Raw genomic sequence first — 24,523 nt, forward strand, 5'->3', positions numbered from 1 at the left:
CGGGGTCTGGGTATGGTCAACGTGTTGGTTGATCAAGGGAATGGTTGATAAACATGATGGTTGATGATGATCAGCTCGATCGGTCGTTCGCGGCACTTGCCGACCCGGTCCGGCGGGCGATGATCGCGCGGCTGTCGCGCGGACCGGCCACGGTGAACGAGTTGGCCGAGCCGTTCCCGATCACCAAGCAGGCGGTGTCGCGGCACATCCAGGTGCTCGAGGCCGCCGGGCTGATCACCCGGAGCCGGGACGGCCAGCGCCGCCCGTGTCACCTGGTGCCGTCGGCCCTCGAAGCACTGACGAGCTGGATCGACGAGTACCGGCTCGAAACCGAACGCCGCTTCCGCCGGATGGAAGCACTACTGAAGGAGAACCAATGACCGGCACCGTCATCAACACCCCGACCGGGACCCCGTTCGTCGAGGTCACCCGGGAGTTCGCCGCCACGCCGGCACAACTGTTCAGGATCATCTCCGACCGCGACCTGGTCGCCGAGTGGCTCGGCCCGCGCGACCTGGACGCCACCGTCGAGGAGTACGACGCCCGCACCGGCGGCGCCTACCGCTACATCCACCGCGACGAGTCCGGTGAGTATGCGTTCCGCGGCGTCTTCCACACCGTGGAGCAGGACAAGATGATCATCCAGACCTTCGAGTGGGAAGGCGCGCCGGGCGAGGTGTGCATCGAGAAGCTGACGCTCGAGCCGACCGGGACCGGCGTCCGCTTCCACCAGCAGTCGGTCTTCCCGTCGATCGAGTCGCGGGACCAGTTCATCGAGCACGGCATGGAGCACGGCATCAACGACTCGATGGACCGTCTCGCCGAGCTGCTTGCGAAGGAGAGCTGACCGATGAGCCAGGTCGTGGTGGAAATCTCGGTGTCACTGGACGGATACGTCACCGGCCCCAACGTCGGAATCGACAACGGCCTCGGCGACGGCGGCATGGCCCTGCACGACTGGGTCTTCCACGGCACCGACGCGGATCGCGCCGTACTGGACGCCGCCTTCGAGGCGACCGGCGCGGTCGTCCAGGGGCGGAACCTGTTCGACATCATCGACGGCCCGAAGGGGTGGAGCGACGAGATGGGGTACGGCGCGAAGCCGACCGGGGAGGTGAATCCGCCGGTCTTCGTCGTCACCCACACGGCGCCCGAGAAGACCCGGCTGGGCGACCGGTTCCGGTTCGTCGGCAGCCCGTCGGAGGCGGTCGCGCAGGCCAGAGAAGTTGCTGGCGGCAAGGATGTGAACGTGATGGGCGGTGGGCAGATCTGTCACGAGGTGCTCGCGGCCGGGCTGGCCGACGTACTGCGGCTGCACCTGGCGCCCGTCGTGCTCGGGAGCGGGACCCGGCTGTTCCCGGCAGACGCCGCACCGTCGTACGCGTTGGAGCTGATCGAGGCTGTGTCGACGCCGGCCGCGCAGCACCTCACCTACCGCGTGGTGAAGTAGCCATGGGCAACGTCATCGCGACCGCAGCAGTATCGCTGGACGGGTTCGTCGCGGACACCGAGGACGGGGTCGGCCCGCTGTTCGACTGGTACAACAACGGCCCGGTCGAGGTCTACGGGACCGACCCGGGCCGGCCGTTCCACCTCAGCCAGGCGAGCGCCGACTACATCAACGCGACCTGGCCGAACGTCCGCTCGTGCGTGATCGGACGCCGGCTGTTCGACATCACCAACGGGTGGAACGGCGTACCGGCGGTCGGCGAGCACGTCTTCGTCGTCACCCACGAGCCACCGACGGACTGGCCGTTCCCGGACGCGCCGTTCACGTTCGTCAACGGCATCGAGGAAGCGATCACGCAGGCGCGCGACTACGCCGGCGACAAGGACATCAGCATCACCGGCGGCAACCTCACCGGCCAGGCCATCGCGGCCGGCCTCGTCGACGAGATCGCCTACAACGTCGTCCCGGCCCTCTTCGGCACCGGCGTCAAGTTCTTCGGCGAGTACGTCGGCCCGCAGGTCCTCCTCGACAACCCCCGAATCGTCGAAGGCGACCGCGTCACCCACCTGCACTACCGCGTCATCCGGTAGAAAGTCCCGCATGGGCGCCAAGGACTGGATGATCATGTACGCCGAAGCGGACATCGCCGACGTACTCCGTGAACACCCGCCGCAGGACCGCACCGCCACGCGGGCATTCGTCGAACGGCTCCATCCGGGCGCCAGCGTGATCTCCTTCGAGGACGGCACTCTCGCAGAGCAGTCGAATCCGGAAGACGGGACGGTGTACGCCGCGGTCTATCCCGGGCTCACCGTGCTCCTGACCGAAGAGGCTGCTCAGGAATGCCCCTCCAAGCTGCCTCAGCGGTTCATCGACGAGGCGCAGGGGCGGACGGTCTACCTGCATGCGATGCACAGCGTCGTGGGTTGGTTCGCCTACGCGGTCTGGGAGAACGGCGTACTGCGGCGGTCGCTGAGCCTGTCGCCGGACGACGGGATCTTGGAGAACATCGGCGATCCGCTGCCCTTCGAGCAGCCGTACTGGGCCGGCGAGCGGGCCGAAGAGGACGATGCCGACTGGGCCGAATTCACCAAGTTCGTGGTCGTCGACCGGCCCGTCGCGGTGAAGCAGCAGCCGTTCAACTTCAACCCGTTGGAGCTCGGCGAGGACGCGCTGAGCGCGCTGTTCGGCTTCGTGTACGAGGGGATGCCTCCGGACAACGCGCCGGACCTGGAGCGGATCGTGCTGGCGGGTTATCGCCTGAGTTGAGGGTGGTCGGCGATCACGGTCCGGGAGCCTGGCTCGATCTCGGTGAAGCCGGCGTCCTGGACCACGGGGAGACCGCTCCGCAGCAATTGCGTCCACTGCGCGGAGGTCGCCGTACGAACGGCCAACGCGAAGTCCGCCGCCTCCCACTCCTTGCGGGCCTCGTCGGACAGCGCCCACCACGCGAGTTGCGCGGCGTGACCGCATTGCGCCATCGCCTTGCCGCTGGACATTTCCAGCTCCGGATTCACCCAGAGCACAGGTACGCCGGCCTCGACCGGTGGCAGCTCCCGGGCGTCCACGAAGTCCGTCCCACTCACCTGCAGGTTGGCGATCTCAGCCGGCACCACATCAATCGGCGTCGGCGGAAACACCCGAACCTGAGCGGCCGCGGCCTCCGGCTCCTCAGCGCCAACCCCGCGGCCGTGCACGGTGATCCCCGGCAGCGCCTCGGCCCGGCGCCACTCAGCCCCACGAGACCGCTTCACGATCTTGCGGATGCGGTCGTCCTGCCAGGACGTCATCGCCTCGGCCCACTCCCCCTCGCCGAACGACCGCTCGTCCGCGAGGATCGCGAGCACCGCGCGAGCGGCCGTCTCCAAGGCGTCGGTCTGCGCCGGCCGCGCGTTCTTCTCGACCCGGACCACCAACGTCAGCACGTGTTCCACACCGCGAGTCTGCCAGTGCGGATCCCCAGGCCATCACAAAGGCCACGCACCGCGGGGCTTGAGCGGGGACACGACGGTCGGACGCAATTGTGATGGCCTGGAGATCCGCCACCCCGGTGTAAGTTGGCGCCATGCGGCAGTACCTGGACCTCTTGAGGCATGTGTTGGACAACGGGGCGGAGAAGGGGGACCGGACCGGGACGGGCACGTTGAGTGTGTTCGGGTACCAGTCGCGGTACGACCTCACCCAGGGCTTCCCCGCGGTGACGACGAAGAAGCTGCATCTGCGGTCGGTGATCGGGGAGCTGATCTGGTTCCTCAGCGGCTCCACGAACATCAAGTGGCTGCACGAGAACAACATCTCGATCTGGGACGAGTGGGCCGACGCAGACGGTGAGCTGGGTCCCGTCTACGGCTACCAGTGGCGCTCCTGGCCGACGCCGGACGGGCGGCACGTCGACCAGATCGCCAAGCTGATCGAGTCGATCAAGAACAACCCCGACTCGCGCCGCCACATCGTCAGCGCGTGGAACGTGGCCGACGTGGACGACATGGCGTTGCCGCCGTGTCACACCATGTTCCAGTTCTACGTCGCGGACGGCCGGCTCTCCTGCCAGCTGTACCAGCGGTCCGCCGATATCTTCCTGGGCGTTCCGTTCAACATCGCGTCGTACGCGCTGCTCACCCACATGGTCGCGCAGCAGACCGGGCTCGAGGTGGGCGACTTCGTACACACGCTCGGCGACGCACACCTGTACCTGAACCACCTCGACCAGGCCCGCCTGCAGCTGACCCGCGAGCCGCGCCCGCTGCCGACGCTGCAACTCGCCAAGCGCGATTCGATCGACGGCTACGAGATCGCCGACGTCGAGCTGATCGGCTACGACCCGCACCCCGGGATCAAGGCGCCCATCGCCGTATGAGCGTCATCCTGATCGCCGCGGTCGGCCGCAACGGCGTGATCGGGCGGGACAACGATCTGCCCTGGCGCATCCGCGAGGACCTGCAACGGTTCAAGCAGCTCACGCTCGGCCACACGCTCGTCATGGGCCGCAAGACCTACGACTCGATCGGCCGCCCGCTACCGGGCCGCCGTACCGTCGTCGTCACCCGCCAGCCCGACTGGTCCGCCGACGGCGTCGCCGTGGCTCACTCTCTCGACGAAGCCCTCCAGTACGACGGCACCCTGTACGTCGCCGGCGGCGGCGACATCTACCGCCAGGCTCTCCCCCGCGCCCACACCCTCGAACTCACCGAGGTCGACCAATCCCCCGAGGGTGACGTTACGTTTCCGCCGATCAGCGCGGCAGACTGGTCGGAAACCGCCCGCGACCCCCGCGACGGCTTCAGCTTCGTTAGTTACCGTCGCTGCTAACAACGAGTAGGCAACAGGCCAACCACAGGGACCTGGAACCGACTAGATTGTGTGCGCGTCACGGAGGTGACAGGGCGCGGGCGCGGGGACGCTTCGCGGAGGCCACCGGAGGGGAACGACGATGACCGAGGCAGACAACACAGCAGGCGCCGCTCAAGCGGCCGCGGCGCAGGCGCCGTTGCAGCCGCCCACGGCTACCGCGCCGGGGCTCATACTGACCGCTCCGCCGCCGTCACAGCCTGTCGCCGAGACGGCCGCGCCGAGTATGGCGCCCTCCGTCGACGCGGCCGCGCTGCCGGGGCTCGACGCGAAGGTCGACACGTTCCTGACCTCGCTGATGGCGGCCGAGCCGCGGTCCCCGGAGTTCGCGGCGAAGGCGAGTGACGTCCGCAGCATGGGTGACGTCGACATCCGCGCCGCGGCCGAGAGCTCGAACCGGTTGCTGCAGCAGCCCGTGAAGGCGCTGCAGAGCGGTGGCCTGTCGGAGGGTTCGACCGTCGGCAAGACGCTGCTCGAACTGCGTCGTACCGTCGAGGACCTGGACCCGAAGGAAGCCACCGGGCCGAAGAAGCTGCTCGGGATGATCCCGTTCGGCGACAAGATCGAGGACTACTTCCGCAAGTACCAGAGCGCGCAGACCCATCTCGAAGGCATCCTGCACAGCCTGCGCAACGGCCAGGACGAGCTCGGCAAGGACAACGCCGCACTGAACCTGGAGAAGCAGAACCTCTGGGACGCGATGACCCGGCTGAACCAGTACGTGTACGTCGCCGAGCGCCTCGACGCGCGGCTGTCCGCGGCGATCGCGGAACTCGAGGCGACGAACCCGGACAAGGCGAAGGCGTTCCGCGAGGACGTGCTGTTCTACGTCCGGCAGAAGCACCAGGACATCCTGACCCAGCTGGCCGTGTCGATCCAGAACTACCTGGCCATCGACATCGTGATCAAGAACAACATCGAGCTGATCAAGGGCGTCGACCGCGCGTCGACCACCACGGTCTCGGCTCTGCGTACGGCGGTCATCGTGGCGCAGGCGCTGGGCAACCAGAAGCTCGTGCTGGACCAGATCACCGCGCTGAACACGACCACCGGCGGCATGATCGAGCGCACCTCGCAGATGCTGCGGGACAACTCGGTGGCGATCCAGCAGCAGGCCGCGTCGGCGACGATCGGGCTGCCGCAGCTGCAGGCCGCGTTCGCGAACATCTACGCGACCATGGACGCGATCGACACGTTCAAGGTCGAGGCCCTGGACAACATGGCCGCCACGATCGGCACGCTGGAGACCGAGGTGACCAAGTCCCGCAGCTACCTGGACCGCGTCGCCCAGCAGAACCAGCAGGTCGTGCACGGCAGCCTCGACCTGAACCTGGGTCGCTGATTCCGGCCTCGGCCGGTGGACGGGAAACTGCATGGCACTCGGTGACTTCTTCGCGCGGCTGACCGGTCGCAAGCAGGAGGCGCCCGAACCTGCCGCGGTCCCCCGTCCGCCGACCACCGAGGACCTGCTCGCGTCCCTGGTCCGCGTCGAGCAACTGGTTGCCAACGGCGCCGTACCGGCCGTCGTCGCGTCCCGGGTCGGCCGCGTGGTCCGCGTCGTACGGGACACGATCCCGCGGCTCGGCAACCTGGGCGGCAGCGCACAGGCGTACTCCGTGATGGCGACGGCGACCGACTACTTGCCGGAGGCGATCGGCGGGTACCTGCGCCTGCCGCGGCAGTGGGCGGACACGCGGCCTGTCGACCGGGGCAAGACGTCGCTGATGATCCTGATCGATCAGTTGGACCTCTTGGCCGCGACGATGGACAAGGTGTTCGACGCGGTGAACCGGGCCGACGCGGCGGCATTGATCGCTCACGGCAGGTTCCTGCAGGAGAAGTTCGGCACCGGCTCCACCGGCGGAGGCTTGGCTCTCGGCCCGACCGAATCGACCCCGCCACCGGACCTCGGGCCGAGCACAGGCCCGGCGGGACCACTGGCACCACCACCTGGACGAGGAGGGTCATGAGCACCGCGGGGGGACTACAGGACGCGTTGTCCGGGCTGCTGACCGTCGCGGCTCGTGCCGGCGTCGCCGAGGAGCAGGCCCGCACCGAGGCGCTCTCACTCGCCGCCGCTCTGGCCGAGTCGGCGCCAGGCGCGCCCTCGGACTGGGCCAAGGCCGTGCCTGGCGGGACCACGCAGGACTTCTTCGACGCCGCGGTCCGTGGACGACGCTGGCGGGGCGCGCCGACCGCGGTGCTGACCGAGCTGATCGCCAGCAGCTCCCCGGAGAAGGCGGCGTACGCCGAAGCGCTGGCGGAGATCGCGTCCGCGGCGTGCACGCTGGGCGAGCCCACCATGCGGGTTGTGGGAAACGCATCCGTGGCAGCTGCTGCACAACTGCAGGCCGCGGGCGCACGCACGCTGCAGGTAGGCGCTGGTCTGATGGCCCCACGTGCTGACGCAGCCCGACCAGCGACTGGCCCGACTGCGGCACCGGCTGCCACAACCCAAGCGGAGGCGGAGGCGGTGGAGGCCGTGGAAGTGGCGGCTGAGCCGGCGAAGACGGTTGAGGAGCTGCTGGCTGAGCTGGACGAGTTGACCGGGCTGGCGCGGGTGAAGCGGGAGGTGCACCGGCAGGTCGCCGTACTGCGGGTTGAGAAGCTGCGGGCCGAGGCGGGGCTGAAGAGTCCGACAATCACGCGCCACCTGGTGTTCGTGGGCAATCCGGGGACCGGGAAGACGACCGTTGCGCGCCTGGTGAGCGGGATCTACAAGGCACTCGGCCTGCTCTCCAAGGGGCAACTGATCGAGGTGGACCGGTCGGAGTTGGTGGCCGGCTATCTCGGGCAGACCGCCACGAAGACGGCTGAGGTGGTCGCGTCGGCGGTGGGTGGCGTGCTGTTCATCGACGAGGCGTACAGCCTGACTGCGGGTGACACCGGCGCCGACCAGTACGGGCGGGAGGCCGTCGACACGCTGGTCAAGGAGATGGAGGACCGGCGCGACGACCTGGTCGTGATCGTTGCCGGGTACCCCGAGCCGATGGAGGCGTTCATCGCCGCGAACCCGGGGCTGGCGAGCCGGTTCCGGACCACGATCGAGTTCGAGAACTACACGGACGAGGAGCTGAGCGACATCCTCACCGGGCTCAGCGAAGCGGCCGACTACGAGCTGGTCCCCGAGTCGCTGGAGAAGTTCCGGGAGATCCTGGTCGCGACGCCGCGGGACAGCTCGTTCGGCAACGGCCGCTTCGCCCGCAACGTCCTCGAAGCCGCCATCGGCCGGCACGCCTGGCGCCTCCGCGACGTCACGGCACCAACCACGGACCAGCTGCGTCAGATCCTCCCCGAAGACCTCACCGACGAGCCCGAACCCGTTGCGTCCGAAGATCCGAGTGCTACAGCCCTCACATCTTCGGACGTAACCGGAGACGAAGACCAAGGAGATCAGGCGTGACACAGACTCAGAGTGCGCCGCCCGCGACCTGGTCGCCGCCGGCCCCACCCGCCGGTACGACGCAGCCGGCCGCCCGGACCGCGAGCCGCCGCAACGCCATCGCCCAATGGTTCCAGGGCACCCCCGGCCGCATGCGTACCTTCCTCATCCTGGCCGCAGCGGTCAGCATCCTGTTCGGCATCGCCGCCGCCCAGGGCCACGCCCAGTCGAACGGCGCCCTGGAGCGCGCCGAAGCGAACGCCGCCCAACTGGTCCGGATCCAAGGGATCCACACCAACCTGGTCAGCGCGAACGCCGACGCCACGAACGCCTTCCTGGTCGGCGGTCTCGAGCCGCCCGCGCAGCGCCAGCACTTCGTCGACTCGATGGCCGCGGCCGCCCGGCTGATCTCCGAGGCCTCCACCGCCCAGCCCGCCGACCAGAACGTCCTCGGCCAGCTGAACACCACGCTGATCACCTACAACGGCCTGATCGAGCAGGCCCGCGCGAACAACCGCCAAGGCCTGCCGATCGGATCGCAGTACCTGAGGGACGCGAACTCCGTGCTCCAGGACGACTCGCTCCCCCTCGTGAACGCGCTGGTCCAGGCCAACGAGAAGCGGGTCGATACGGAGTTCAACGGCGTCGGACGCGGGATGATCTGGGTCCTCGTCGGCGGACTGCTGGCACTGGTGGTCTTCGGGATCACGCTGCGCTGGCTGGCTCGGCGTACGCATCGCTATCTGAACATCCCGATCGTGGTCGGCGCCGCGCTCGTCCTGATCGTCACGATCATGGGCGGCGTCTCACTCTCGTCGGCCTCGAGCGCCGCATCCGACACCCGGTCCGACTCCTACGCGAAGACGCTGGCGCTGTCGACGGCCCGGATCGCGGCGTACGACGCCCGCTCGAACGAGAGCCTGACCCTGATCGCCCGCGGCTCCGGCGACGCCTTCGACAAGGCGTTCAACACCGCATCTGCCACGGTCGACGACCAGCTCGGCAAGGCATCCGGTACGACGGACGGCTTGCAGGGCCTGTGGTCCGAGTACAAAGCCGTCCATAAGAAGGTGCGCGACACCGACACCAGTGGCAACTGGGACGAGGCCGTGAACATCGCCGTCGGTACGTCGAAGTCCGCGAACAACTCCGTCGAGACCTTCAAGGCCTTCGACACCCAGTCCGCCGGCCAACTCCAGTCCACCAGCGACGACGTCTCGACCAAACTGTCCGACGCCCGATCCAGCATCCGCTTCTTCGGCTGGCTAGGCCTCCCGATCGGCATCCTCGCCGCCCTACTGGTCGCCTGGGGCATGTCCCAACGCCTGGAGGAGTACCGATGAAAAAGCTGATCCCGATCGCCGTCGCCACCGCCCTCCTCCTCACCGCCTGCGGCTCCGGCAACTATGCGGCCACCCAACTTCCGGCCGAGCCCCAGGCTGCTCCGACCACGTCGACCACGCCGGTGGCTCCTAGGCCGTGCACGGACGGTCTGAACGCGCTTGCGTCGTACGCACCGGATTCCAGCACGCCGGCTCCCGGCGGCGCGATGCCTGCCGGTTCGTGGATGGAAGAGATCCAGAAGCGTGGCCGGCTCATCGCCGGCGTGTCCGCGGACAGCCTCAACCTCGGCTACCGGGATCCGATCACCGGCAAGATCCAGGGCTTCGACATCGACATGATCAACGCGGTCGCGGCGGCGATCTTCCCGGACGCGCCGACGAACCCGAGGCGGGTCGAGCTCCGGGTCATCTCCAGCCCGCAGCGCATCCCGTCGCTGAAGGCCACCAACAATCCGGTCGACATCGTGGCCCGGAACATGACCATCAACTGCGACCGCTGGCACGACATCGCGTTCTCGGCCGAGTACTACCGGTCCGGGCAGAAGACGCTGGTGCCTCTGGATGCGCCGGAGAAGAGCGTCCAGGAACTGTCCGGCAAGACCATCTGTGCGCCCGCAGGCTCTACCAGCCTGGACAACCTGAAGAAGGCCAACCCGAAGGTCGTGCCGATTACCGCCGACACCGACACCGGCTGCCTGGTGTTGTTCCAGCAAGGCAAGGCGTACGGCATCAGCGGCGACGACACTGTCCTGGCCGGCGACGCCGCACAAGACCCGTATGCGCGGGTGATCACAACACAGCGCTTCAGCGAGGAGCCGTACGGCCTGGGCGTCAGCCTGCTGCACCCGGAGTTCGTCCGCTTCGTGAACGTCGTCCTCCAGCAGATGAAGGACAGCGGCGCCTGGAAGATCTCCTACGACAAGTGGCTGAAGGCGGCGCTGGGGCCGGCCCCGGTTCCGCCGAAGGCGATCTACGGCCGGGTCCCGGTGAAGCAATGACCGTTCGTACGCCGACTGTCTCCGCGCCGGCGCCGCCGGGGCGGATGGGGAGCAGTGTTCCGGCGACGGAGCTGCTTTCGTTTCTCGGTGCGCTCGGGGAGTGGCGGGATCGGCGGAAGGCTGAGCTGGACGAGCTCGACCAGGCTGCGCTGCACTCGCCGGACGCGGATGCGTTGAGTGCGGATGTTGTGCTCAGCATGACCGTGTGGAAGGCCGTGTCGGATCGGTACGAGTTGATCCTGGTGACGTGGGACTCGGGTCGCGTCGGACCGACGGAGACCGAGCGGATCTCAGCACTGATCTGGGGCGGGCTGGATGCCGGCGGCGCGGGCGGATCACTCGCGGTCTCGTTGCCTGAGGCATGTAAATTGTCGGATGCGCTGGCGGCGACGCTGCGCGCGAAGCTGGCGCTCGACCCCGGTGACGCCGACCTGGCCGCACGGCTGCGAGAACTGCGGGCGCAGGTCGAGCGGATCAGCGACCTGGTGAAGCTGGAGCCCGCCAACGTCCGCGACCAGGCGCTCGCGCATCACCACGACCTCGATCGCCGCCTCACAGATCTTGCCGACCGCAACAAACGCGGCGCGGACATCGGCGGCCTGATCGGGCCGTTCGAGATCGACGCCGCCCGCACCGAACGCGACCTCATCGTCGGCGCCGCCACCCGCAAAGAACGAGCCGCCGACGTCGCTCGAGCGCGGACGCTGCGCGGCGAGCTCGAAGCTCAAGGTACTGCGGTCCGCGCGCTCGCGGACAAGGCCGTCGCCACGGTGACGCCGGCGCCGCGCCTCGCCGTACCGGATGTCACTGCGCTGGGACCGGTGCCCAACACGCCGTCCGAGCTAGAGAAGTACCTGACCCGCTTGGACGCCGTACGGCGGGCTCTCGGACAGGCGCAGGCGGCGTACGGCTCTGCGCTGGGGAAACGTGACGAGCTGAGCCAACTGCTGGACGCCTATCAGGTGAAGGCGGCAAGTGTTGCCAAGGGCAACGAAGATCTCGCCGAGCTGTACCGGCGCGGCCGAACGGTGATCGAGGCGGAGCCGGTGGACCTGGCTCGCCTCGGTGCACTGGTAGCGGCCTACCAGGCCTACCTGGAAGGGACGAAATGACGACCTGCACTCAACCGGGCTGCACCGGCTCCATCGTTGACGGGTACTGCGACGTCTGCGGCTCCCCCGCCGCGCCTAGCCAAGCAGCAAGCGCGCCGGCAGCCGGTGCCTGCACCCAGCCCGGCTGCACCGGCACGTACGTCGACGGCTACTGCGACGTCTGCGGCTCCCCGGCATCGTCCAGCCCCAGCGCAGCCGCAGCAGACCCGGACCCGATCAGCTCGGTCTCGACCGTCTCGCGCGCGTCCAACCGCCTGGCCTCCACACCGCTCGGCTCCGCCCGCGCTGCCCAGGCCGGCTCGAAGCTGACCCGCAAACTCGGTACGTCGTCCACCCGCCTGCGTGGCGCACGACTCGGCGCCGGCCTGACGCACGTGCCGTCGATCCCCGCGATCGACGCCAGCAAAGCGATCCTGGCCAACCCGATGGTCCCCGAGGACCGCCGTAACTGCCCGACCTGCGGCAACGCGGTCGGCCGCTCCCGCGACGGCCAGCCCGGCCGGACCGAGGGTTTCTGCCCGCACTGCCGCAGCCGGTACTCGTTCTCACCCAAGCTGAAGGCCGGCGACCTCGTCGGTGGGCAGTACGAGGTGCGCGGTTGCCTCGCGCACGGCGGTTTCGGCTGGATCTACATGGCTCAGGACCGCAACGTGTCCAGCCGCTGGGTCGTCCTGAAAGGCCTGCTGAACTCCGAGGACCCGGACGCCGTCGCGGCGGCGATCGCGGAGCAGCAGTTCCTGGCCCGCGTCGAGCACCCGCTGATCGTCGAGATCTACAACTTCGTCACCCACGACGGCGCCGGCTACATCGTCATGGAGTACGTCGGCGGCACCTCGCTGAAAACGTTGCTCAAGCAACGGATGACCGCCAACAACGGCCAGTACGACGCACTCCCGATCGACCAGGCCATCGCGTACCTGCTGGAGATCCTGCCCGCGTTCTCGTACCTGCACGATCTCGGCCTGGTGTACTGCGACTTCAAGCCGGACAACATCATCCAGGTCGGCGATGCGGTCAAGCTGATCGACCTCGGCGGCGTCCGCCGGATCGACGACCTCGACTCGGCCATCTATGGCACCGTCGGCTTCCAGGCGCCCGAGGTCGCCGAGGTCGGCCCGTCCGTTGCCTCGGACATCTTCACGCTCGGCCGGACGCTCTGCGTGCTGGCGATGGAGTTCCGCGGCTACCAGGGCCGGTACGTCGACTCGCTGCCGCCGGTGGCCGAAGTACCGCTCTTCCAGAAGTACGACTCGGTGTACCGCCTGCTGGCGAAGGCCTGCGCGAAGGACCCGGCGGACCGCTTCCAGTCAGCGGACGAGTTCCGGGTACAGCTCCTCGGCGTACTGCGTGAGGTCGTGGCGGACAAGCAAGGCACCAAGGCTGCCCAGCACTCCGCCTCGTCGCTCCTCTTCGGCACTCCAGGTGACAAGTCGACCGGGCTGGGCGACACCGTAGTAGAGCCGTGGCAGCAACTGCCGTCGCTGGCGCCTGACGAGAGCGACAAGATGGCAGGCTGGCTGAAGACCGTCAGCGTGCCGGACGCGGCCAAGCGGCTCGAGCTGCTGATCGACGCGCCGGAGCAGTCCGCGCAGACGTTGCTGGAGGTCGCAGAGGCCGCACTGGAGGTCGGACCCGAGCGGTACGACATGGTCGACACTGCGGTCGCTGACCTGCTCAACGCCGACCCGTGGGAGTGGCGGGCGGTCTGGATGGCCGGACTGGTCGCTCTGGCTCGCGGTGACTCGGCAGCTGCGCAGTCTGCGTTCAACGCCGTCTACGGCCAGGTGCCGGGCGAGCTAGGCCCGAAACTCGCGCTGGCGATCGCCTGTGAGCAGAGCGGCGAGTACGACGTTGCCGAAGGCCTCTACCTGACCTGTGCACGCACGGACGCCAACTACATCGCACCGTCCGCGTTCGGCCTGGCCACGATCCGCACGTCGCGCAACGACCTCGACGGTGCGCTCGGCGCACTGGACCTGGTCCCCCGCACCAGCGGCGCGTATGTACGGGCCCGTCGCCAGCGAGCCGGTCTGCTGGCAGGATCGGGGCGTGGCCTTCCCGCGCTCGCCCAGGCGATGGACAGCATCACCGCGCTGACCATCGACCCGGTCGACCGGGCCAACCTGGCCGCGGACGTGTTCCGGACCGCGCTGGCCGAGGTCCAGCAGTCCGGTCCGCAGGAGGCTCTGCGGATCGACGGGCGGGCAGCGACCGAGTCGGCCCTGCGGGACGGGCTCGAGGCGACCTACCGGTTGCTGGCCGACCAGGCCGAGACCCGGCCGGAACGGATCGCCCTGGTCGACCAGGCCAACGAGGTTCGAGGATGGACGTTGCGATGACGAGTACGACCGAGACGGTCTGCCCCAGCTGCGGCGGGCCGGTGTCCGAGACCGATCGCTTCTGCGAGGCCTGCGGCGCCGAGCTCACCCCGGCGACCACGCCGAGCTCGACAGCGCTGGACACCGACACCGAGCCGACGATCGAGATCACCGCGGCCACGGTCGAGGAGGTCGGTCCGTGCAAGTCGTGCGGCGGCGTCGTCGGCGCGGACGGGTACTGCGAGACCTGCGGCGTCAAGGCAGCCAAGCTGCGGGACCACTTCGAGGAACAGCCCGCACCGTGGGTGGCCGGAGTATGCGACCGCGGCATCCGGCACAGCCGGAACGAGGACGCGATGGCGATCGCGGCGGACGCCGAGCCGGGCAGCCGGGCGCTGCTCGTGGTCTGCGACGGCGTCAGCTCATCGCTCGACTCCGACGTGGCGTCACTGGCCGCTGCGCGGGCAGCGTGCGAGGTGCTGCAGGCTGGGCACGCTCAGGGCCTCGGCACCGAGTCGTCGCGGGGCAGTGCGATCGCGGCTCGCCTCAAGGCGGCGGCTGACGCTGCGAGTGACGCCGTACTCGACAACACCAGTCCGGACAGCCCTAACCCGGCGTCCTGCACGTTCGTGGCGGCTGTCCTGGAGGACGGGCTGCTCGTAGCCGGCAACGTCGGGGACAGCCGCGCGTACTGGTTCCCGGACGAGGCCGAGCCTGTCGCGCTGACCGTCGACGACTCCTGGGCGGCCGAACTGATCGCCACCGGGGTCTCGCGCGAGGAGGCCGAGTCCGGCCCGCACGCGCACGCGATCACCCGCTGGCTCGGCAAGGACGCGCCCGACCACACACCCCGGACCACTACGCTCCACGTCACCGGGCCGGGCTGGCTGGTGGTCTGCTCGGACGGCTTGTGGAACTACTGCTCCGAGGCGGCACCGCTGGCCGACCTCGTCCGTCAGACTGCTGCGGGGTGTGATGGCGAGCCGAAGGCCACCGCGTCCGCACTGGTCGACTGGGCCAACGCCCAGGGCGGCCAGGACAACATCACCGTCGCGCTCGCACGCATCTAGCCTGAATACCTTCCCCGCCCCACAACCCCAGTCGAGAGGGACCCGAGATGGCCGACTTCACCGCCAGCGTGTACCAGAACGAGTTCCTGCCCGACGGCGGGACCGACGTACACGCGATCGTCACGGTGAACTGCACCGGTGCCGGCGCGGCCGGGCAGTCCGGTAGCGGAGACGCGGGCGAGATCATCATCGTCGACACGTCCGGCTCGATGGGCCGCGACGGCGTACAGGCAGCGGCGTACGCCGCACAGACCGCACTCGACCAGATCCTCGACGGGGTCTGGTTCGCGGTGATCTCAGGCAACGACCGGGCGCAGCTCGCGTTCCCGCCGTCCTCGGAGCCGGTGATGGTCAAGATGGACCCGTACACCCGGCAGGCGGCCAAGGACGCGGTGTCCCGCTTCTACGCCGACGGCGGTACGGCGATGGGCACCTGGCTGCGACTGGCCTCGCGGGTCTTCGCGACCGTGCCGTCGCTGTCCCAGAAGCACGCGATCCTGCTGACCGACGGCGAGAACCAGCACGAGACGCCGGAGGCGCTGACCCAGGCGATCGAGTCGGTGACCGGCCAGTTCCAGTGCGACACCCGCGGCGTCGGCGTGGCCTGGCAGGTGGACGAGGTACGGCGGATCGCGCAGGCGCTGCTCGGCACGGTCGACATCATCCCGGCCCCTGACCAGCTGGCCGCAGAGTTCTCCAAGCTGATCCAGAACGCGATGAGCCGCGGTGTCGCCCAGGCAGACCTGCGGGTGTGGGCGCCGCAGGGCGCCGAGGTGCTGTTCGTGCGGCAGGTCGCGCCGACGGTCGAGGATCTGACATCCCGTCGTACGGCGATCAACCCGCTCACCGGCTCGTACCCGACCGGCTCGTGGGGTGACGAGTCCCGCGACTACCACGTGGCGATCCGGCTGGCTGCGAGGGCGATCGGGCAGGAGCAGCTGGCCGCCCGCGTGCAGCTGGTGATCGGCGATCAGACCGTCGCGCAAGGCCTGGTCAAGGCGCTGTGGTCGGCCGATGAGGCGCTTACCACCCGCATCAGCCCGGAGGTCGCTCACTACACCGGACAGACCGAGCTGGCGCAGGCGATCCAGGACGGTCTGGCTGCCAAGGCCGCCGGCGACACGGCGACTGCGACCACGAAGCTGGGCCGGGCGGTGCAGCTCGCGGCCGCGACCGGCAACGAGGAAGCAACCACGCGGCTGCGCAAGGTTGTCGACATCGACGACCAGGAAACGGGTACGGTGCGGCTGAAGCGGACTGTGGAGAAGGCCGACGAGATGGCACTCGACACGGCCTCCACCAAGACCACCCGGGTGAAGAAATGACCGTCAACTGTCCGAGTGGGCACCCGTCCACCTCGACCGACTACTGCGACGTCTGCGGGCTGCCGATCGGCGCCGCCGCGACTCCGGCGGCAGCCGCCGTACCAGCGCCCGCTGTCGCAGCGCCTGGTCCGGCTGCCACGCCGGCTGCTGCCACGCCGGCTGCGGCCCCGGTCGGCCAGTCGTGCCCCAACTGCCAGGAGCCGGCGTCCGCCGACGCACTGTTCTGCGAGAACTGCGGCTACGACTTCACCACCGGCACCATGCCGCGAGCCGCGTCGCCGCTGGACCTTTCATCGTCCGGCCCGACACCGCCGGCGCCGCCCGCTGCCGTTGCGGAGTGGGTCGTCGAGCAGTGGGTCGACCCCGACTGGTACGCCGTACAGCAGAGCGACGACCCGTGTCCGTCGCCCGGTCTGCCGACGGTGATCCCGTTGACCGAGAAGAGCCTGCTGATCGGCCGCCCGTCGCGCAGCCGGAACATCCACCCGGAGATCGACTGCGGTGACGACACCGGCGTCAGCCGCCGCCAGGCGCAGCTCACCACGGACGGCCAGCGCTGGTGGGTCGAGGACCTCCAGTCCTCCAACGGCACGTACGTCGCCTCCGCCGCCGGCCCGCTCCCGGAAGACCCGATCATCCCCGGCCAGCGCCAGGAGCTGAACCCCGACGACCGCATCTACGTCGGCGCCTGGACCCGCCTCGTCGTACGCAAAGCCACCCCAGAAGAACAGGCCGGCCAGGCCTGAAAGTTCGTGCTGCACCGGGATCAACTTTCGGTTTAAGTCCAGGTTGTTACGATAACCTGGACTTAAACGAGAGGAAGTCCAGGTTTGAGCCAGCAACTAACGGCCATTTGGCGAGGTGCACCAGATGCTTTCGGGCCGCGCAAGTACCGCCGACCGTGTGAATATTCAGCGTACGTGCCGGACCTTCTGGGCACACACGTTCTCGATCTGAGCACGGAACTGGCCGCTGACGTGGCCGACACGGAACGCGCATTGGCGGCATTCGAAGGAGCTCCGGACCAAGGGCTCGAGCAACTCGCACGCTTCCTGCTTCGCGCGGAGGCGGTGGCCTCATCCAAGATCGAGGGGTTGCAGGTCAACAGCAGGCGCCTGGCCAGACATGAGGCACGGATCGCAGCCGGCATCCCCGACCGCGATGCCACCGCAGACGCGGTCCTGGGCAATGTCATGGCGATGCAGCATGCGGTGGACAACGTTGCGAACGCCGCGACAGTCGAACTGCAGCACCTGCTGGACATCCACTCGGCATTGATGGAGCACTCGGACCAGCCGGAGATCAGCGGACAGGTGCGCACGACGCAGAACTGGATCGGCGGTAACGACTTCAACCCATGCCAGGCTGTGTTCGTCCCGCCGCCACCCGAGTACCTGCCGCAACTGCTCGCCGATCTTTGTCTCTTCATGAACCGGGACGACCTTCCCGGCACAGTTCAGGCGGGTCTCGTGCACGCGCAATTCGAGACCATCCACCCCTTCGCCGACGGCAACGGCCGTACCGGACGCGCTCTGATTCACGTGGTGCTCAAACGCCGAGGCCTCGCCCGGAACTACGTCCCACCGATCAGTCTCACCCTGGCCACCCGCGCCTCCGCCTACGTCGGCGCTCTGACCCGGTTCCGGTACGTCGGCGACGCCGCCGGCACAGAGGCGCTGGCCGGCATCCGCGACTGGCTCGACCTTTTCCTCAGTGCAACTCGCAGAGCGACGGCCGATGCCGTGAACTTGCTAGGTCTGCTCGAACAGGTACAGCAGGACTGGCGGACGCACGCTCGGCCTCGCACCGGAAGTGCCGCTGATCGACTGCTGCCCCAACTGATTGCCAACCCCGTTGTGACCGCGGACGACGTCATCCGGCTGACCCGGGCCAGTCGGTCCGCCGCCTTCGCGGCGATCGACAGCCTGACCGCTGCTGACGTCATCCGACCAGTTGGCGACCAGCAGCGCTACCGAATGTTCGAAGCTCCTCAGGTATTCGACGTGCTGACCGACTACGAACGCGCCGCGGCGACCGAGTCTGGAAACACCCGGGAAGAGCGGCCCAAGCGAGCGGTTCCTTACCGGCAAGACCCCAACAAGACCTAAGGTTTCTCACCCGCCGGGTTGGGGCTGCCTGATCCAGGTCGGCGACGGGTTGAAGCAGAGCCATTCGACGACGGTCGAGCCGACGACGATCGGGATCGCCCAGGCCCACGGGTGGTGCGGGAGGCTGACGATCGCGATGGCGGTCCAGAGCGCGATCCAGCCACCGCCGTACCCACGGAGGACGCCGCGGTACCAGAGTCCGCCGGGCGCCTCCGCGGAGCGCTGGCCGAGGTAGACGAACAGGTACGACGCGATGGTGATCGGCCAGAAATACCAGAGCCGGCCCCAGTCGTACGGAACCATCACCAGCGCGGTCAGGCAGACCAGCGCGATCGTCCAGTGGTAGACCTCGCCGGCCCAGTTCAGCCCGCGCCGCCGCAACGTCAGCACGATCGCGAGCGGGCCGAACAGCACGGCGAGAATCCCGGCCGCGACATGCAGAATCAACGCGATGTCACGCATCGCAGCGACTCCCCCGCTCCCCGCTCCCCCCGGAGCTATCTGACATGTCAGGGAGCATAGGGCGCGAGGTCGTCGCTCGTCTGCACCTCGGCCGGGCGAGTTCAGCTTCGGCCGGGCGAGTTCAGCTCTCCGGGAAGGACAGCACCCGGCGGACTGCGAAGTTCCGATATCCCATGCGTTCAAAGGACTTCGCCATCGGTACGTTGCCGAAGTCCGTGTCGGCCCTGATGTGCTCGGCACCCAGCTCGGCGTGCATGTGGGTGATCTCGGCGAGCAGCTCGTCGATGTAGCGGTGACCGCGGTGTTCCGGCAGTACGCCGAGGTACCCGACCGTCGGTCCGCCCGCGTTCGCGGACGGAATCGCGAACCCGATCAGCTTGCCGTCCTCGTTGTACCCGAGCCGCCACCAGGCGCGGTCGCTGTTCGGCATCGCCTTGTACAGGTCGAGCTCCTCGCGGGCTGCGGCCTCGACCCCGACCCGGGCGATCTCCCGCGCCGTGGCGGCATCCAGACTGCCCTGGCTGACCTGCATGAACACGTCGACGAACGCCTCGTCGTCGGCCGGCTCGAACCGCAGCCGGGTCGAGCGCGGCGGCAGCCCGTACTCCGGCTTCCACTCGTACCGCAGCCGATCGGTGATCGCAGTGAGCCCGGCCGCAGCGGCCGCCTTGGCCCGTGGTTCGACGGCGGCGACAACGTCCGGCTGGTCCTGCCAGTCGCTGGTCAGGAAGAAGTGGTACTCCGGCGGCTCGGCATCGGCAGGCCTCGACGCCAGGGCGTGCTTGATCAGGTCGGTCCACGCGGGGACCGGGTCGCCGTCGCCGGTGTAGTACAGGCCGTCGATGCTGAACGGCAACTCCTCGCCCGGAGCGCCCCACCAGATCGCGAGGGCCTGGATCGCGCCGTTCTCCTCCACGACCCAGTTCCAGTCGTGCCGGTAGTAGCCGTCGGCAACATACTCGACGTACCGCTCGTGGGTGACGGTGTTGACGGACTTCTGCTGCTCGATCAGAGCAAGGATGGTGTCGAGGTCGGCCTCGACGGTGTTGCGAATCGTCACAGATCCTCCAGCAGGAGGCGCGGATCCGCTCAGTGCGAGCTGGAGGAGCGGATCGGGTGCGCCGGGAAACAAGTCGGTGTGCTCATCGGTCGCTCCTTCCACTCCTGGATTGGTCTCGCCGGGCCAGACTCTAAGGTGCGGACGGGGTCATAGTCCACCTGTTATTCACACCTGGGATGTACGAACGTTTGTCTGCCGGGGCAGCGTCCCCACCATGAGAACCCTCATCGCCGCCGTGGTCCTGGCGACCACCGCCGCCTTCGGCTCCACGGCCTACGCCGCCCCGACCTCCACCCCGACCTCCAGCAGGTACGTCGTCAGCGCACCTGCTGCGATCGACACCTGTGCGCTCAGCTCCCTGCCTTCGCAGGCCGCCAACACCCTGGCCCTGATCCACTCCGGCGGACCGTTCCCGTACCGGCAGGACGGGACCGTCTTCCAGAACCGGGAGGGCATCCTCCCCGACGAGTCGAGCAGCTACTACCACGAGTACACCGTGAAGACGCCTGGCTCGTCCGACCGCGGCGCCCGCCGACTGATCGGCGGCGGGGCGACGACCGACCCCGAGCACGTCTACTACACCGGCGACCACTACGCCTCGTTCTGCGAGGTCGACGAGGACAGCTGAAACCCAGAGAGTAGTCTCGTCGGCACGTTGAGTGATCACTCCACAGATGGAAGGACGCCTCACCGATGCCGACTCCGCGACCGGGCCGCCGCCCTGGTGCTCTTGCTGGCCGAGCTGGCCGTTTGGTAGCTGCTGGTCTGTTGCTGTCCGCCGCGCTGCTCGCCTTCGGCCGGCCCGACACCGGGCTGGCCGAAGCGAGCGGCGATCCGCTGAAGCTGACCAACGGCTTCTACGTCGACCCCGGCTCGGCCGCGGCGGCGTACGTACGACGGCATCCCGAGGACACCGAGCTCGCGTCGAAGATCGCCGGGCAAGCGTCGGCGCGATGGTTCGGCACGTGGAGCGGGGACGTGAAGGCGGCTGTTGCGGCGTACACGATGGCTGCTGACCGGGCCGACAAGCTGCCGGTTCTCGTCGCGGACAACCTCCCCGGCGGACCCTGCGGCGTCGGCGGCGGGGCGGCGACTGCGGCGGCGTACCGGGCGTGGATCGCGGGCCTGTCCGACGGGATCGGCGTACGGCCGGCCGTCGTCGTACTCGAGCCGGATGCGCTGGCGCGACTCGACTGCTTCCCGCCGGCGCAGTGGGACGGGCGGATCGCGATGCTGAAGTACGCCGTGGGGCTGCTCGCGGTGAAGAACGTGAACACCTGGGTGTATCTGGACGCGGGGAACGTGGCGTCCGGCGACGCGAAGGAGATAGCTCGGCGGCTGCGACTAGCCGACGTCGGCAAGGTCCGCGGCTTCGCACTGAACACTGCGAACTACTTCACCACCTCCGAGTCGGTCAGCCGCGGTACGGCGATCTTGCAGGCGCTCGGCGGCGGCTCCCACTTCATCGTCGACACCAGCCGCAACGGCAACGGCTCCGACGGCAGCTCCTGCAACCCACCCGCCCGCAAACTAGGCACTCCCCCCGCCCGATCCACCGCCCCAGCAGACCTCAACCTCTGGCTCCGCACCCCCGGCGAATCCGACGGCCCCTGCGGCCAAACCCCCACCCTCCCCGTCCGAACCTTCTCCCCCGTACTCGCCCACCACCTAATAACCGGCACCTGAGCCACGCCACGACTCGGCGAAGACGGGGATGTGGGTGGACCTCCCCAGCAAAAAGGAGCGGTCCCGGGCATCGCCCGGGACCGCTCTTTACTGCCTGTGCTGTGTGCTGTCGGACTTCAGGTCAGAAGTCCATGCCGCCCATGTCGGGCGCGCCGCCCGGGGCGGCTCCTGCCTTCTCCGGCTTGTCGGCGATGACGGCCTCGGTGGTGAGGAACAGGGCCGCGATCGACGCTGCGTTCTGCAGCGCGGAGCGCGTCACCTTGGCCGGGTCGATGATGCCGGTCTTGATCAGGTCCACGTACTCACCGGTTGCGGCGTTGAGGCCCCAGCCCGGCTCGAGGTTGCGAACCTTCTCCACCACGACGCCGCCCTCGAGGCCGGCGTTCACGGCGATCTGCTTCAGCGGCGCCTCGACCGCGGACCGCACGATGGCGGCACCCGTGGCCTCGTCACCCTCGAGGTCCAGCTTCTCGAACGCGATCACCGACGCCTGCAGCAGAGCCACGCCACCACCGGCGACGATGCCCTCCTCGACGGCAGCCTTCGCGTTGCGAACGGCGTCCTCGATGCGGTGCTTGCGCTCCTTCAGCTCGACCTCGGTGGCCGCGCCGACCTTGATCACCGCAACGCCACCGGCCAGCTTGGCCAGCCGCTCCTGCAGCTTCTCGCGGTCGTAGTCGGAGTCCGACTTCTCGATCTCGGCGCGGATCTGGTTGACCCGGCCGCCGATCTGGTCCGCGTCGCCCTCGCCCTCGACGATGGTCGTCTCGTCCTTGGTGACGACGATCTTGCGGGCCTGGCCGAGCAGCTCCAGGTCGACCGAGTCCAGCTTGAGACCGACCTCCTCGGAGATCACCTCGCCGCCGGTGAGGACGGCGATGTCGACCAGCATGGCCTTGCGGCGGTCACCGAAGCCCGGCGCCTTGACGGCGACGGCCTTGAAGGTGCCCTTGATCTTGTTGACGACCAGGGTCGCCAGCGCCTCGCCCTCGATGTCCTCGGCGATGATGGCCAGCGACTTGCCGGTCTGCATGACCTTCTCCAGCACCGGGACCAGGTCCTTGATGCTCGAGATCTTGCTGTTGACGATCAGGATGTACGGGTCGTCGAGAACCGCTTCCATCCGGTCGGTGTCGGTCACGAAGTACGGCGAGATGTAGCCCTTGTCGAAGCGCATACCCTCGGTGAGCTCGAGCTCGAGGCCGAAGGTGTTGCTCTCCTCGACGGTGATGACGCCTTCCTTGCCGACCTTGTCCATCGCCTCGGCGATGATCGAGCCGACCTGGGTGTCCGCGGCCGAGATGGACGCGGTCGCCGCGATCTGCTCGCGGGTCTCGACCGGCTTCGCGAGCGCCAGCAGCTGCTCGCTGACAGCCTCGGTCGCCTTCTCGATGCCCTTCTTCAGGCCCATCGGGTTGGCGCCGGCCGCGACGTTGCGCAGACCCTCGCGGACGAGAGCCTGGGCCAGCACGGTGGCCGTCGTGGTGCCGTCACCGGCGACATCGTCGGTCTTCTTGGCAACTTCCTTGACGAGCTCGGCCCCGATCTTCTCGTACGGGTCCTCGAGCTCGATCTCCTTGGCGATGGAGACACCGTCGTTGGTGATCGTGGGGGCGCCCCACTTCTTCTCCAGCACGACGTTGCGGCCCTTCGGGCCGAGCGTCACCTTCACGGCGTCGGCGAGGGTGTTCATACCCCGCTCGAGGCCGCGGCGCGCCTCTTCATCGAAAGCAATCAGCTTGGGCATTCTCCGCGAGTCCTCCCGCGTCGAGTCAATGTGGTCCAGCCGGCCCGGATGCCCGCGACGGACGGCACCGACCCGCGACGCTCATGTCCCGCCGCGCTCCGGCACCTCATCGAGGCCGTCTTCTTGCACACTCCCGAGGCGCGAGCACTTATCACTCTCGCCCTTGGAGTGCTAACCAAGTATTAGCACTCGACCCAAGCGAGTGCAAGCCGGACCCCGGCTACGGTGAACCCATGGTGACGCTGTGTCCGGCCGCCCCGGACTCCTGGCCCGACGTCGCGACGGTGATGGGTGAGCGCGGCGACCCGTCCCGCTGCTTCTGCCAGTACTTCCGCCTCCGCGGCAAGGCCTGGTCCGACAGCCCGCCGGCCGCCAACCGCGCGCTGCTCCGGACGCAGGTCGTCGACGGTGAGCGTCCCCCCGGCGTCCTCGCGTACGACGGAGGTACGCCGATCGGCTGGTGTGCGGTCGCCCCGCGTACGGCGTACCCACGCATCGTGGCGTCCCCCAACTGGCGCACCGATCACCCGGACGCCTGGGTGATCACCTGCTTCGTCGTACCGGTCGGCAACCGCCGCAAGGGCGTCGCTGGGGAGCTGGTCCACGGCGCGGTCGAGCTGGCGCAGTCGTACGGCGCCTCCAGCGTCGAGGCCTGCGCCGTCGACACCGGCGTGGCGGGCCGGATCCCGTCCGCCGACCTGTACCGCGGCCCGCTCTCGGTCTACCTCAGCGCCGGCTTCACCGAGGTCAGCCGCACCAGCCCGCAGTGGGTCCTGGTCAGGCGCTCAGCTGAGCAACCAGATACTTCGGGGCGGTGAGGCGGTAGGCCTCGGTGATGAGCTCCTGCAGCTCCTCGCCGTCCGCCAACTCGAGCCGGATGAGCACCCAGGCGAACCGCCCACCTGCCCAGGACGGCGCATACGCCTCCGGATCCTCCGCTACCAGCGCTTCCTGCTCCTCCCGGAGGGCCTTGAGATGCAGGTGCGTCTGGTCCTCGGACATGTAGGCGAAGCTCTTGTTGCGGACCTTGAAGACCGGCTGCCCGGCCCACCCCTCATGCTCCTCGGCGCCCGGCAACCCAGTCATCACCTTCACCACCGCCTGCGCATCCATA

26 protein-coding genes are annotated in these 24,523 nt (G+C 68.5%); 21 read left to right on the forward strand and 5 right to left on the reverse strand.

The genetic code is table 11. The features are described 5' to 3' along the window. Nucleotides 1-53 precede the first annotated feature (53 nt). Genes EV645_RS07810 through EV645_RS07830 form a run of 5 tightly spaced genes read left to right on the forward strand, consistent with a single transcriptional unit; the run spans nucleotide 54 to nucleotide 2,719 of the window. Nucleotides 54-380, forward strand: coding sequence for an ArsR/SmtB family transcription factor (locus EV645_RS07810; RefSeq protein WP_130441178.1), 327 nt, complete (start codon nucleotides 54-56; stop codon nucleotides 378-380). Beyond that, nucleotides 377-847: an SRPBCC domain-containing protein gene (locus EV645_RS07815; RefSeq protein ID WP_130441180.1), complete on the forward strand. Its 471-nt coding sequence runs from the start codon at nucleotides 377-379 to the stop codon at nucleotides 845-847. The genes EV645_RS07810 and EV645_RS07815 overlap by 4 nt, the downstream gene beginning before the upstream one ends. Nucleotides 848-850: 3 nt before the next feature. Continuing rightward, nucleotides 851-1,450, forward strand: coding sequence for a dihydrofolate reductase family protein (locus EV645_RS07820; protein WP_130441182.1), 600 nt, complete (start codon nucleotides 851-853; stop codon nucleotides 1,448-1,450). A 2-nt stretch (nucleotides 1,451-1,452) separates the two neighbouring features. Then, on the forward strand, nucleotides 1,453-2,040 hold the full coding sequence (locus tag EV645_RS07825; RefSeq protein ID WP_130441184.1) for a dihydrofolate reductase family protein: 588 nt from the start codon (nucleotides 1,453-1,455) through the stop codon (nucleotides 2,038-2,040). Nucleotides 2,041-2,050: 10 nt separating this feature from the next. Next, nucleotides 2,051-2,719, forward strand: a complete 669-nt coding sequence (locus tag EV645_RS07830; protein ID WP_130441186.1) for a DUF6928 family protein — start codon at nucleotides 2,051-2,053, stop codon at nucleotides 2,717-2,719. On the opposite strand, the gene EV645_RS07835 is transcribed toward EV645_RS07830, so the two are convergent. Then, nucleotides 2,704-3,384 carry a peptidyl-tRNA hydrolase gene (locus EV645_RS07835; protein ID WP_130441188.1) on the reverse strand — a complete coding sequence of 227 codons (681 nt, stop codon included), beginning with the start codon at nucleotides 3,382-3,384 and terminating at the stop codon, nucleotides 2,704-2,706. The genes EV645_RS07830 and EV645_RS07835 overlap by 16 nt on opposite strands. A gap of 131 nt (nucleotides 3,385-3,515) precedes the next feature. On the opposite strand from EV645_RS07835, the gene EV645_RS07840 reads away from it, so the two are divergent. From EV645_RS07840 to EV645_RS07900, 13 genes are all read left to right on the forward strand, one after another. Next, the gene (locus tag EV645_RS07840) at nucleotides 3,516-4,307 is read left to right on the forward strand and encodes a thymidylate synthase (protein WP_130441190.1); all 792 of its coding nucleotides are present in this window, start codon (nucleotides 3,516-3,518) and stop codon (nucleotides 4,305-4,307) included. Then, entirely contained in the window at nucleotides 4,304-4,759 is a 456-nt protein-coding gene (locus tag EV645_RS07845) for a dihydrofolate reductase (RefSeq protein WP_130441192.1), read from the forward strand. Before EV645_RS07840 ends, EV645_RS07845 begins: the two co-directional genes overlap by 4 nt. A 121-nt stretch (nucleotides 4,760-4,880) precedes the next feature. Then, nucleotides 4,881-6,140, forward strand: coding sequence for a toxic anion resistance protein (locus EV645_RS07850; protein ID WP_130441194.1), 1,260 nt, complete (start codon nucleotides 4,881-4,883; stop codon nucleotides 6,138-6,140). 31 nt (nucleotides 6,141-6,171) lie between these two features. Beyond that, nucleotides 6,172-6,768 carry a hypothetical protein gene (locus EV645_RS07855; RefSeq protein WP_130441196.1) on the forward strand — a complete coding sequence of 199 codons (597 nt, stop codon included), beginning with the start codon at nucleotides 6,172-6,174 and terminating at the stop codon, nucleotides 6,766-6,768. Continuing rightward, nucleotides 6,765-8,201, forward strand: a complete 1,437-nt coding sequence (locus EV645_RS07860; RefSeq protein WP_130441198.1) for an AAA family ATPase — start codon at nucleotides 6,765-6,767, stop codon at nucleotides 8,199-8,201. The genes EV645_RS07855 and EV645_RS07860 overlap by 4 nt, the downstream gene beginning before the upstream one ends. Then, nucleotides 8,198-9,523 (forward strand): hypothetical protein, encoded by a 1,326-nt coding sequence (locus EV645_RS07865; protein ID WP_130441200.1) that lies wholly within the window; start codon nucleotides 8,198-8,200, stop codon nucleotides 9,521-9,523. The genes EV645_RS07860 and EV645_RS07865 overlap by 4 nt, the downstream gene beginning before the upstream one ends. Then, complete coding sequence (locus tag EV645_RS07870) at nucleotides 9,520-10,521, forward strand: glutamate ABC transporter substrate-binding protein (protein WP_130441202.1); 1,002 nt, start codon at nucleotides 9,520-9,522, stop codon at nucleotides 10,519-10,521. Before EV645_RS07865 ends, EV645_RS07870 begins: the two co-directional genes overlap by 4 nt. Then, a complete protein-coding gene (locus tag EV645_RS07875) occupies nucleotides 10,518-11,633 on the forward strand; it encodes a hypothetical protein (protein ID WP_130441204.1) in 1,116 nt (371 codons plus the stop codon). Before EV645_RS07870 ends, EV645_RS07875 begins: the two co-directional genes overlap by 4 nt. Beyond that, the gene (locus EV645_RS07880) at nucleotides 11,630-13,972 is read left to right on the forward strand and encodes a serine/threonine-protein kinase (RefSeq protein ID WP_130441206.1); all 2,343 of its coding nucleotides are present in this window, start codon (nucleotides 11,630-11,632) and stop codon (nucleotides 13,970-13,972) included. The genes EV645_RS07875 and EV645_RS07880 overlap by 4 nt, the downstream gene beginning before the upstream one ends. Next, nucleotides 13,957-15,021, forward strand: coding sequence for a PP2C family protein-serine/threonine phosphatase (locus EV645_RS07885; RefSeq protein WP_130441208.1), 1,065 nt, complete (start codon nucleotides 13,957-13,959; stop codon nucleotides 15,019-15,021). Before EV645_RS07880 ends, EV645_RS07885 begins: the two co-directional genes overlap by 16 nt. Before the next feature lie 47 nt (nucleotides 15,022-15,068). Next, complete coding sequence (locus tag EV645_RS07890) at nucleotides 15,069-16,346, forward strand: vWA domain-containing protein (RefSeq protein ID WP_130441210.1); 1,278 nt, start codon at nucleotides 15,069-15,071, stop codon at nucleotides 16,344-16,346. Beyond that, complete coding sequence (locus EV645_RS07895) at nucleotides 16,343-17,092, forward strand: FHA domain-containing protein (protein ID WP_130441212.1); 750 nt, start codon at nucleotides 16,343-16,345, stop codon at nucleotides 17,090-17,092. The genes EV645_RS07890 and EV645_RS07895 overlap by 4 nt, the downstream gene beginning before the upstream one ends. 174 nt (nucleotides 17,093-17,266) lie before the next feature. Beyond that, nucleotides 17,267-18,454, forward strand: a complete 1,188-nt coding sequence (locus EV645_RS07900; RefSeq protein WP_198681511.1) for a Fic family protein — start codon at nucleotides 17,267-17,269, stop codon at nucleotides 18,452-18,454. A 6-nt stretch (nucleotides 18,455-18,460) separates the two neighbouring features. Here the strand turns inward: EV645_RS07900 and EV645_RS07905 are convergent, their stop codons facing one another. After that, nucleotides 18,461-18,916, reverse strand: a complete 456-nt coding sequence (locus EV645_RS07905) for a hypothetical protein (RefSeq protein ID WP_130441216.1) — start codon at nucleotides 18,914-18,916, stop codon at nucleotides 18,461-18,463. A 121-nt stretch (nucleotides 18,917-19,037) separates the two neighbouring features. Further along, nucleotides 19,038-19,976 carry a GNAT family N-acetyltransferase gene (locus EV645_RS07910; protein WP_130441218.1) on the reverse strand — a complete coding sequence of 313 codons (939 nt, stop codon included), beginning with the start codon at nucleotides 19,974-19,976 and terminating at the stop codon, nucleotides 19,038-19,040. Between the two features lie 214 nt (nucleotides 19,977-20,190). On the opposite strand from EV645_RS07910, the gene EV645_RS07915 reads away from it, so the two are divergent. Both EV645_RS07915 and EV645_RS07920 read left to right on the forward strand, forming a co-directional pair. After that, a complete protein-coding gene (locus EV645_RS07915) occupies nucleotides 20,191-20,604 on the forward strand; it encodes a guanyl-specific ribonuclease (protein ID WP_130441220.1) in 414 nt (137 codons plus the stop codon). A 122-nt stretch (nucleotides 20,605-20,726) separates the two neighbouring features. Continuing rightward, nucleotides 20,727-21,662 (forward strand): glycoside hydrolase family 6 protein, encoded by a 936-nt coding sequence (locus tag EV645_RS07920; protein WP_198681512.1) that lies wholly within the window; start codon nucleotides 20,727-20,729, stop codon nucleotides 21,660-21,662. A gap of 121 nt (nucleotides 21,663-21,783) precedes the next feature. Here EV645_RS07920 and groL read toward each other — a convergent pair whose 3' ends face one another. Then, nucleotides 21,784-23,409 carry a chaperonin GroEL gene (gene groL / locus EV645_RS07925; RefSeq protein WP_130441224.1) on the reverse strand — a complete coding sequence of 542 codons (1,626 nt, stop codon included), beginning with the start codon at nucleotides 23,407-23,409 and terminating at the stop codon, nucleotides 21,784-21,786. A 233-nt stretch (nucleotides 23,410-23,642) separates the two neighbouring features. Here groL and EV645_RS07930 point away from each other — a divergent pair, with 233 nt between their 5' ends. Beyond that, entirely contained in the window at nucleotides 23,643-24,227 is a 585-nt protein-coding gene (locus tag EV645_RS07930) for a GNAT family N-acetyltransferase (protein WP_157997026.1), read from the forward strand. On the opposite strand, the gene EV645_RS07935 is transcribed toward EV645_RS07930, so the two are convergent. Further along, on the reverse strand, nucleotides 24,187-24,522 hold the full coding sequence (locus tag EV645_RS07935; protein ID WP_130441228.1) for an MmcQ/YjbR family DNA-binding protein: 336 nt from the start codon (nucleotides 24,520-24,522) through the stop codon (nucleotides 24,187-24,189). The genes EV645_RS07930 and EV645_RS07935 overlap by 41 nt on opposite strands. Nucleotide 24,523: the final 1 nt, after the last annotated feature.

It is taken from the genome of Kribbella rubisoli, assembly GCF_004217145.1.
Classification (GTDB): Bacteria; Actinomycetota; Actinomycetes; order Propionibacteriales; family Kribbellaceae; genus Kribbella; species Kribbella rubisoli.

Coding starts and splice junctions, on each gene's coding strand:
- EV645_RS07810 (WP_130441178.1), top strand. CDS start 54: ATGATGGTTGATGATGATCAGCTCGATCGGTCGTTCGCGGCACTTGCC.
- EV645_RS07815 (WP_130441180.1), top strand. CDS start 377: ATGACCGGCACCGTCATCAACACCCCGACCGGGACCCCGTTCGTCGAG.
- EV645_RS07820 (WP_130441182.1), top strand. CDS start 851: ATGAGCCAGGTCGTGGTGGAAATCTCGGTGTCACTGGACGGATACGTC.
- EV645_RS07825 (WP_130441184.1), top strand. CDS start 1,453: ATGGGCAACGTCATCGCGACCGCAGCAGTATCGCTGGACGGGTTCGTC.
- EV645_RS07830 (WP_130441186.1), top strand. CDS start 2,051: ATGGGCGCCAAGGACTGGATGATCATGTACGCCGAAGCGGACATCGCC.
- EV645_RS07840 (WP_130441190.1), top strand. CDS start 3,516: ATGCGGCAGTACCTGGACCTCTTGAGGCATGTGTTGGACAACGGGGCG.
- EV645_RS07845 (WP_130441192.1), top strand. CDS start 4,304: ATGAGCGTCATCCTGATCGCCGCGGTCGGCCGCAACGGCGTGATCGGG.
- EV645_RS07850 (WP_130441194.1), top strand. CDS start 4,881: ATGACCGAGGCAGACAACACAGCAGGCGCCGCTCAAGCGGCCGCGGCG.
- EV645_RS07855 (WP_130441196.1), top strand. CDS start 6,172: ATGGCACTCGGTGACTTCTTCGCGCGGCTGACCGGTCGCAAGCAGGAG.
- EV645_RS07860 (WP_130441198.1), top strand. CDS start 6,765: ATGAGCACCGCGGGGGGACTACAGGACGCGTTGTCCGGGCTGCTGACC.
- EV645_RS07870 (WP_130441202.1), top strand. CDS start 9,520: ATGAAAAAGCTGATCCCGATCGCCGTCGCCACCGCCCTCCTCCTCACC.
- EV645_RS07875 (WP_130441204.1), top strand. CDS start 10,518: ATGACCGTTCGTACGCCGACTGTCTCCGCGCCGGCGCCGCCGGGGCGG.
- EV645_RS07880 (WP_130441206.1), top strand. CDS start 11,630: ATGACGACCTGCACTCAACCGGGCTGCACCGGCTCCATCGTTGACGGG.
- EV645_RS07885 (WP_130441208.1), top strand. CDS start 13,957: ATGGACGTTGCGATGACGAGTACGACCGAGACGGTCTGCCCCAGCTGC.
- EV645_RS07890 (WP_130441210.1), top strand. CDS start 15,069: ATGGCCGACTTCACCGCCAGCGTGTACCAGAACGAGTTCCTGCCCGAC.
- EV645_RS07895 (WP_130441212.1), top strand. CDS start 16,343: ATGACCGTCAACTGTCCGAGTGGGCACCCGTCCACCTCGACCGACTAC.
- EV645_RS07905 (WP_130441216.1), bottom strand. CDS start 18,916: ATGCGTGACATCGCGTTGATTCTGCATGTCGCGGCCGGGATTCTCGCC.
- EV645_RS07915 (WP_130441220.1), top strand. CDS start 20,191: ATGAGAACCCTCATCGCCGCCGTGGTCCTGGCGACCACCGCCGCCTTC.
- groL (WP_130441224.1), bottom strand. CDS start 23,409: ATGCCCAAGCTGATTGCTTTCGATGAAGAGGCGCGCCGCGGCCTCGAG.
- EV645_RS07930 (WP_157997026.1), top strand. CDS start 23,643: ATGGTGACGCTGTGTCCGGCCGCCCCGGACTCCTGGCCCGACGTCGCG.
- EV645_RS07935 (WP_130441228.1), bottom strand. CDS start 24,522: ATGGATGCGCAGGCGGTGGTGAAGGTGATGACTGGGTTGCCGGGCGCC.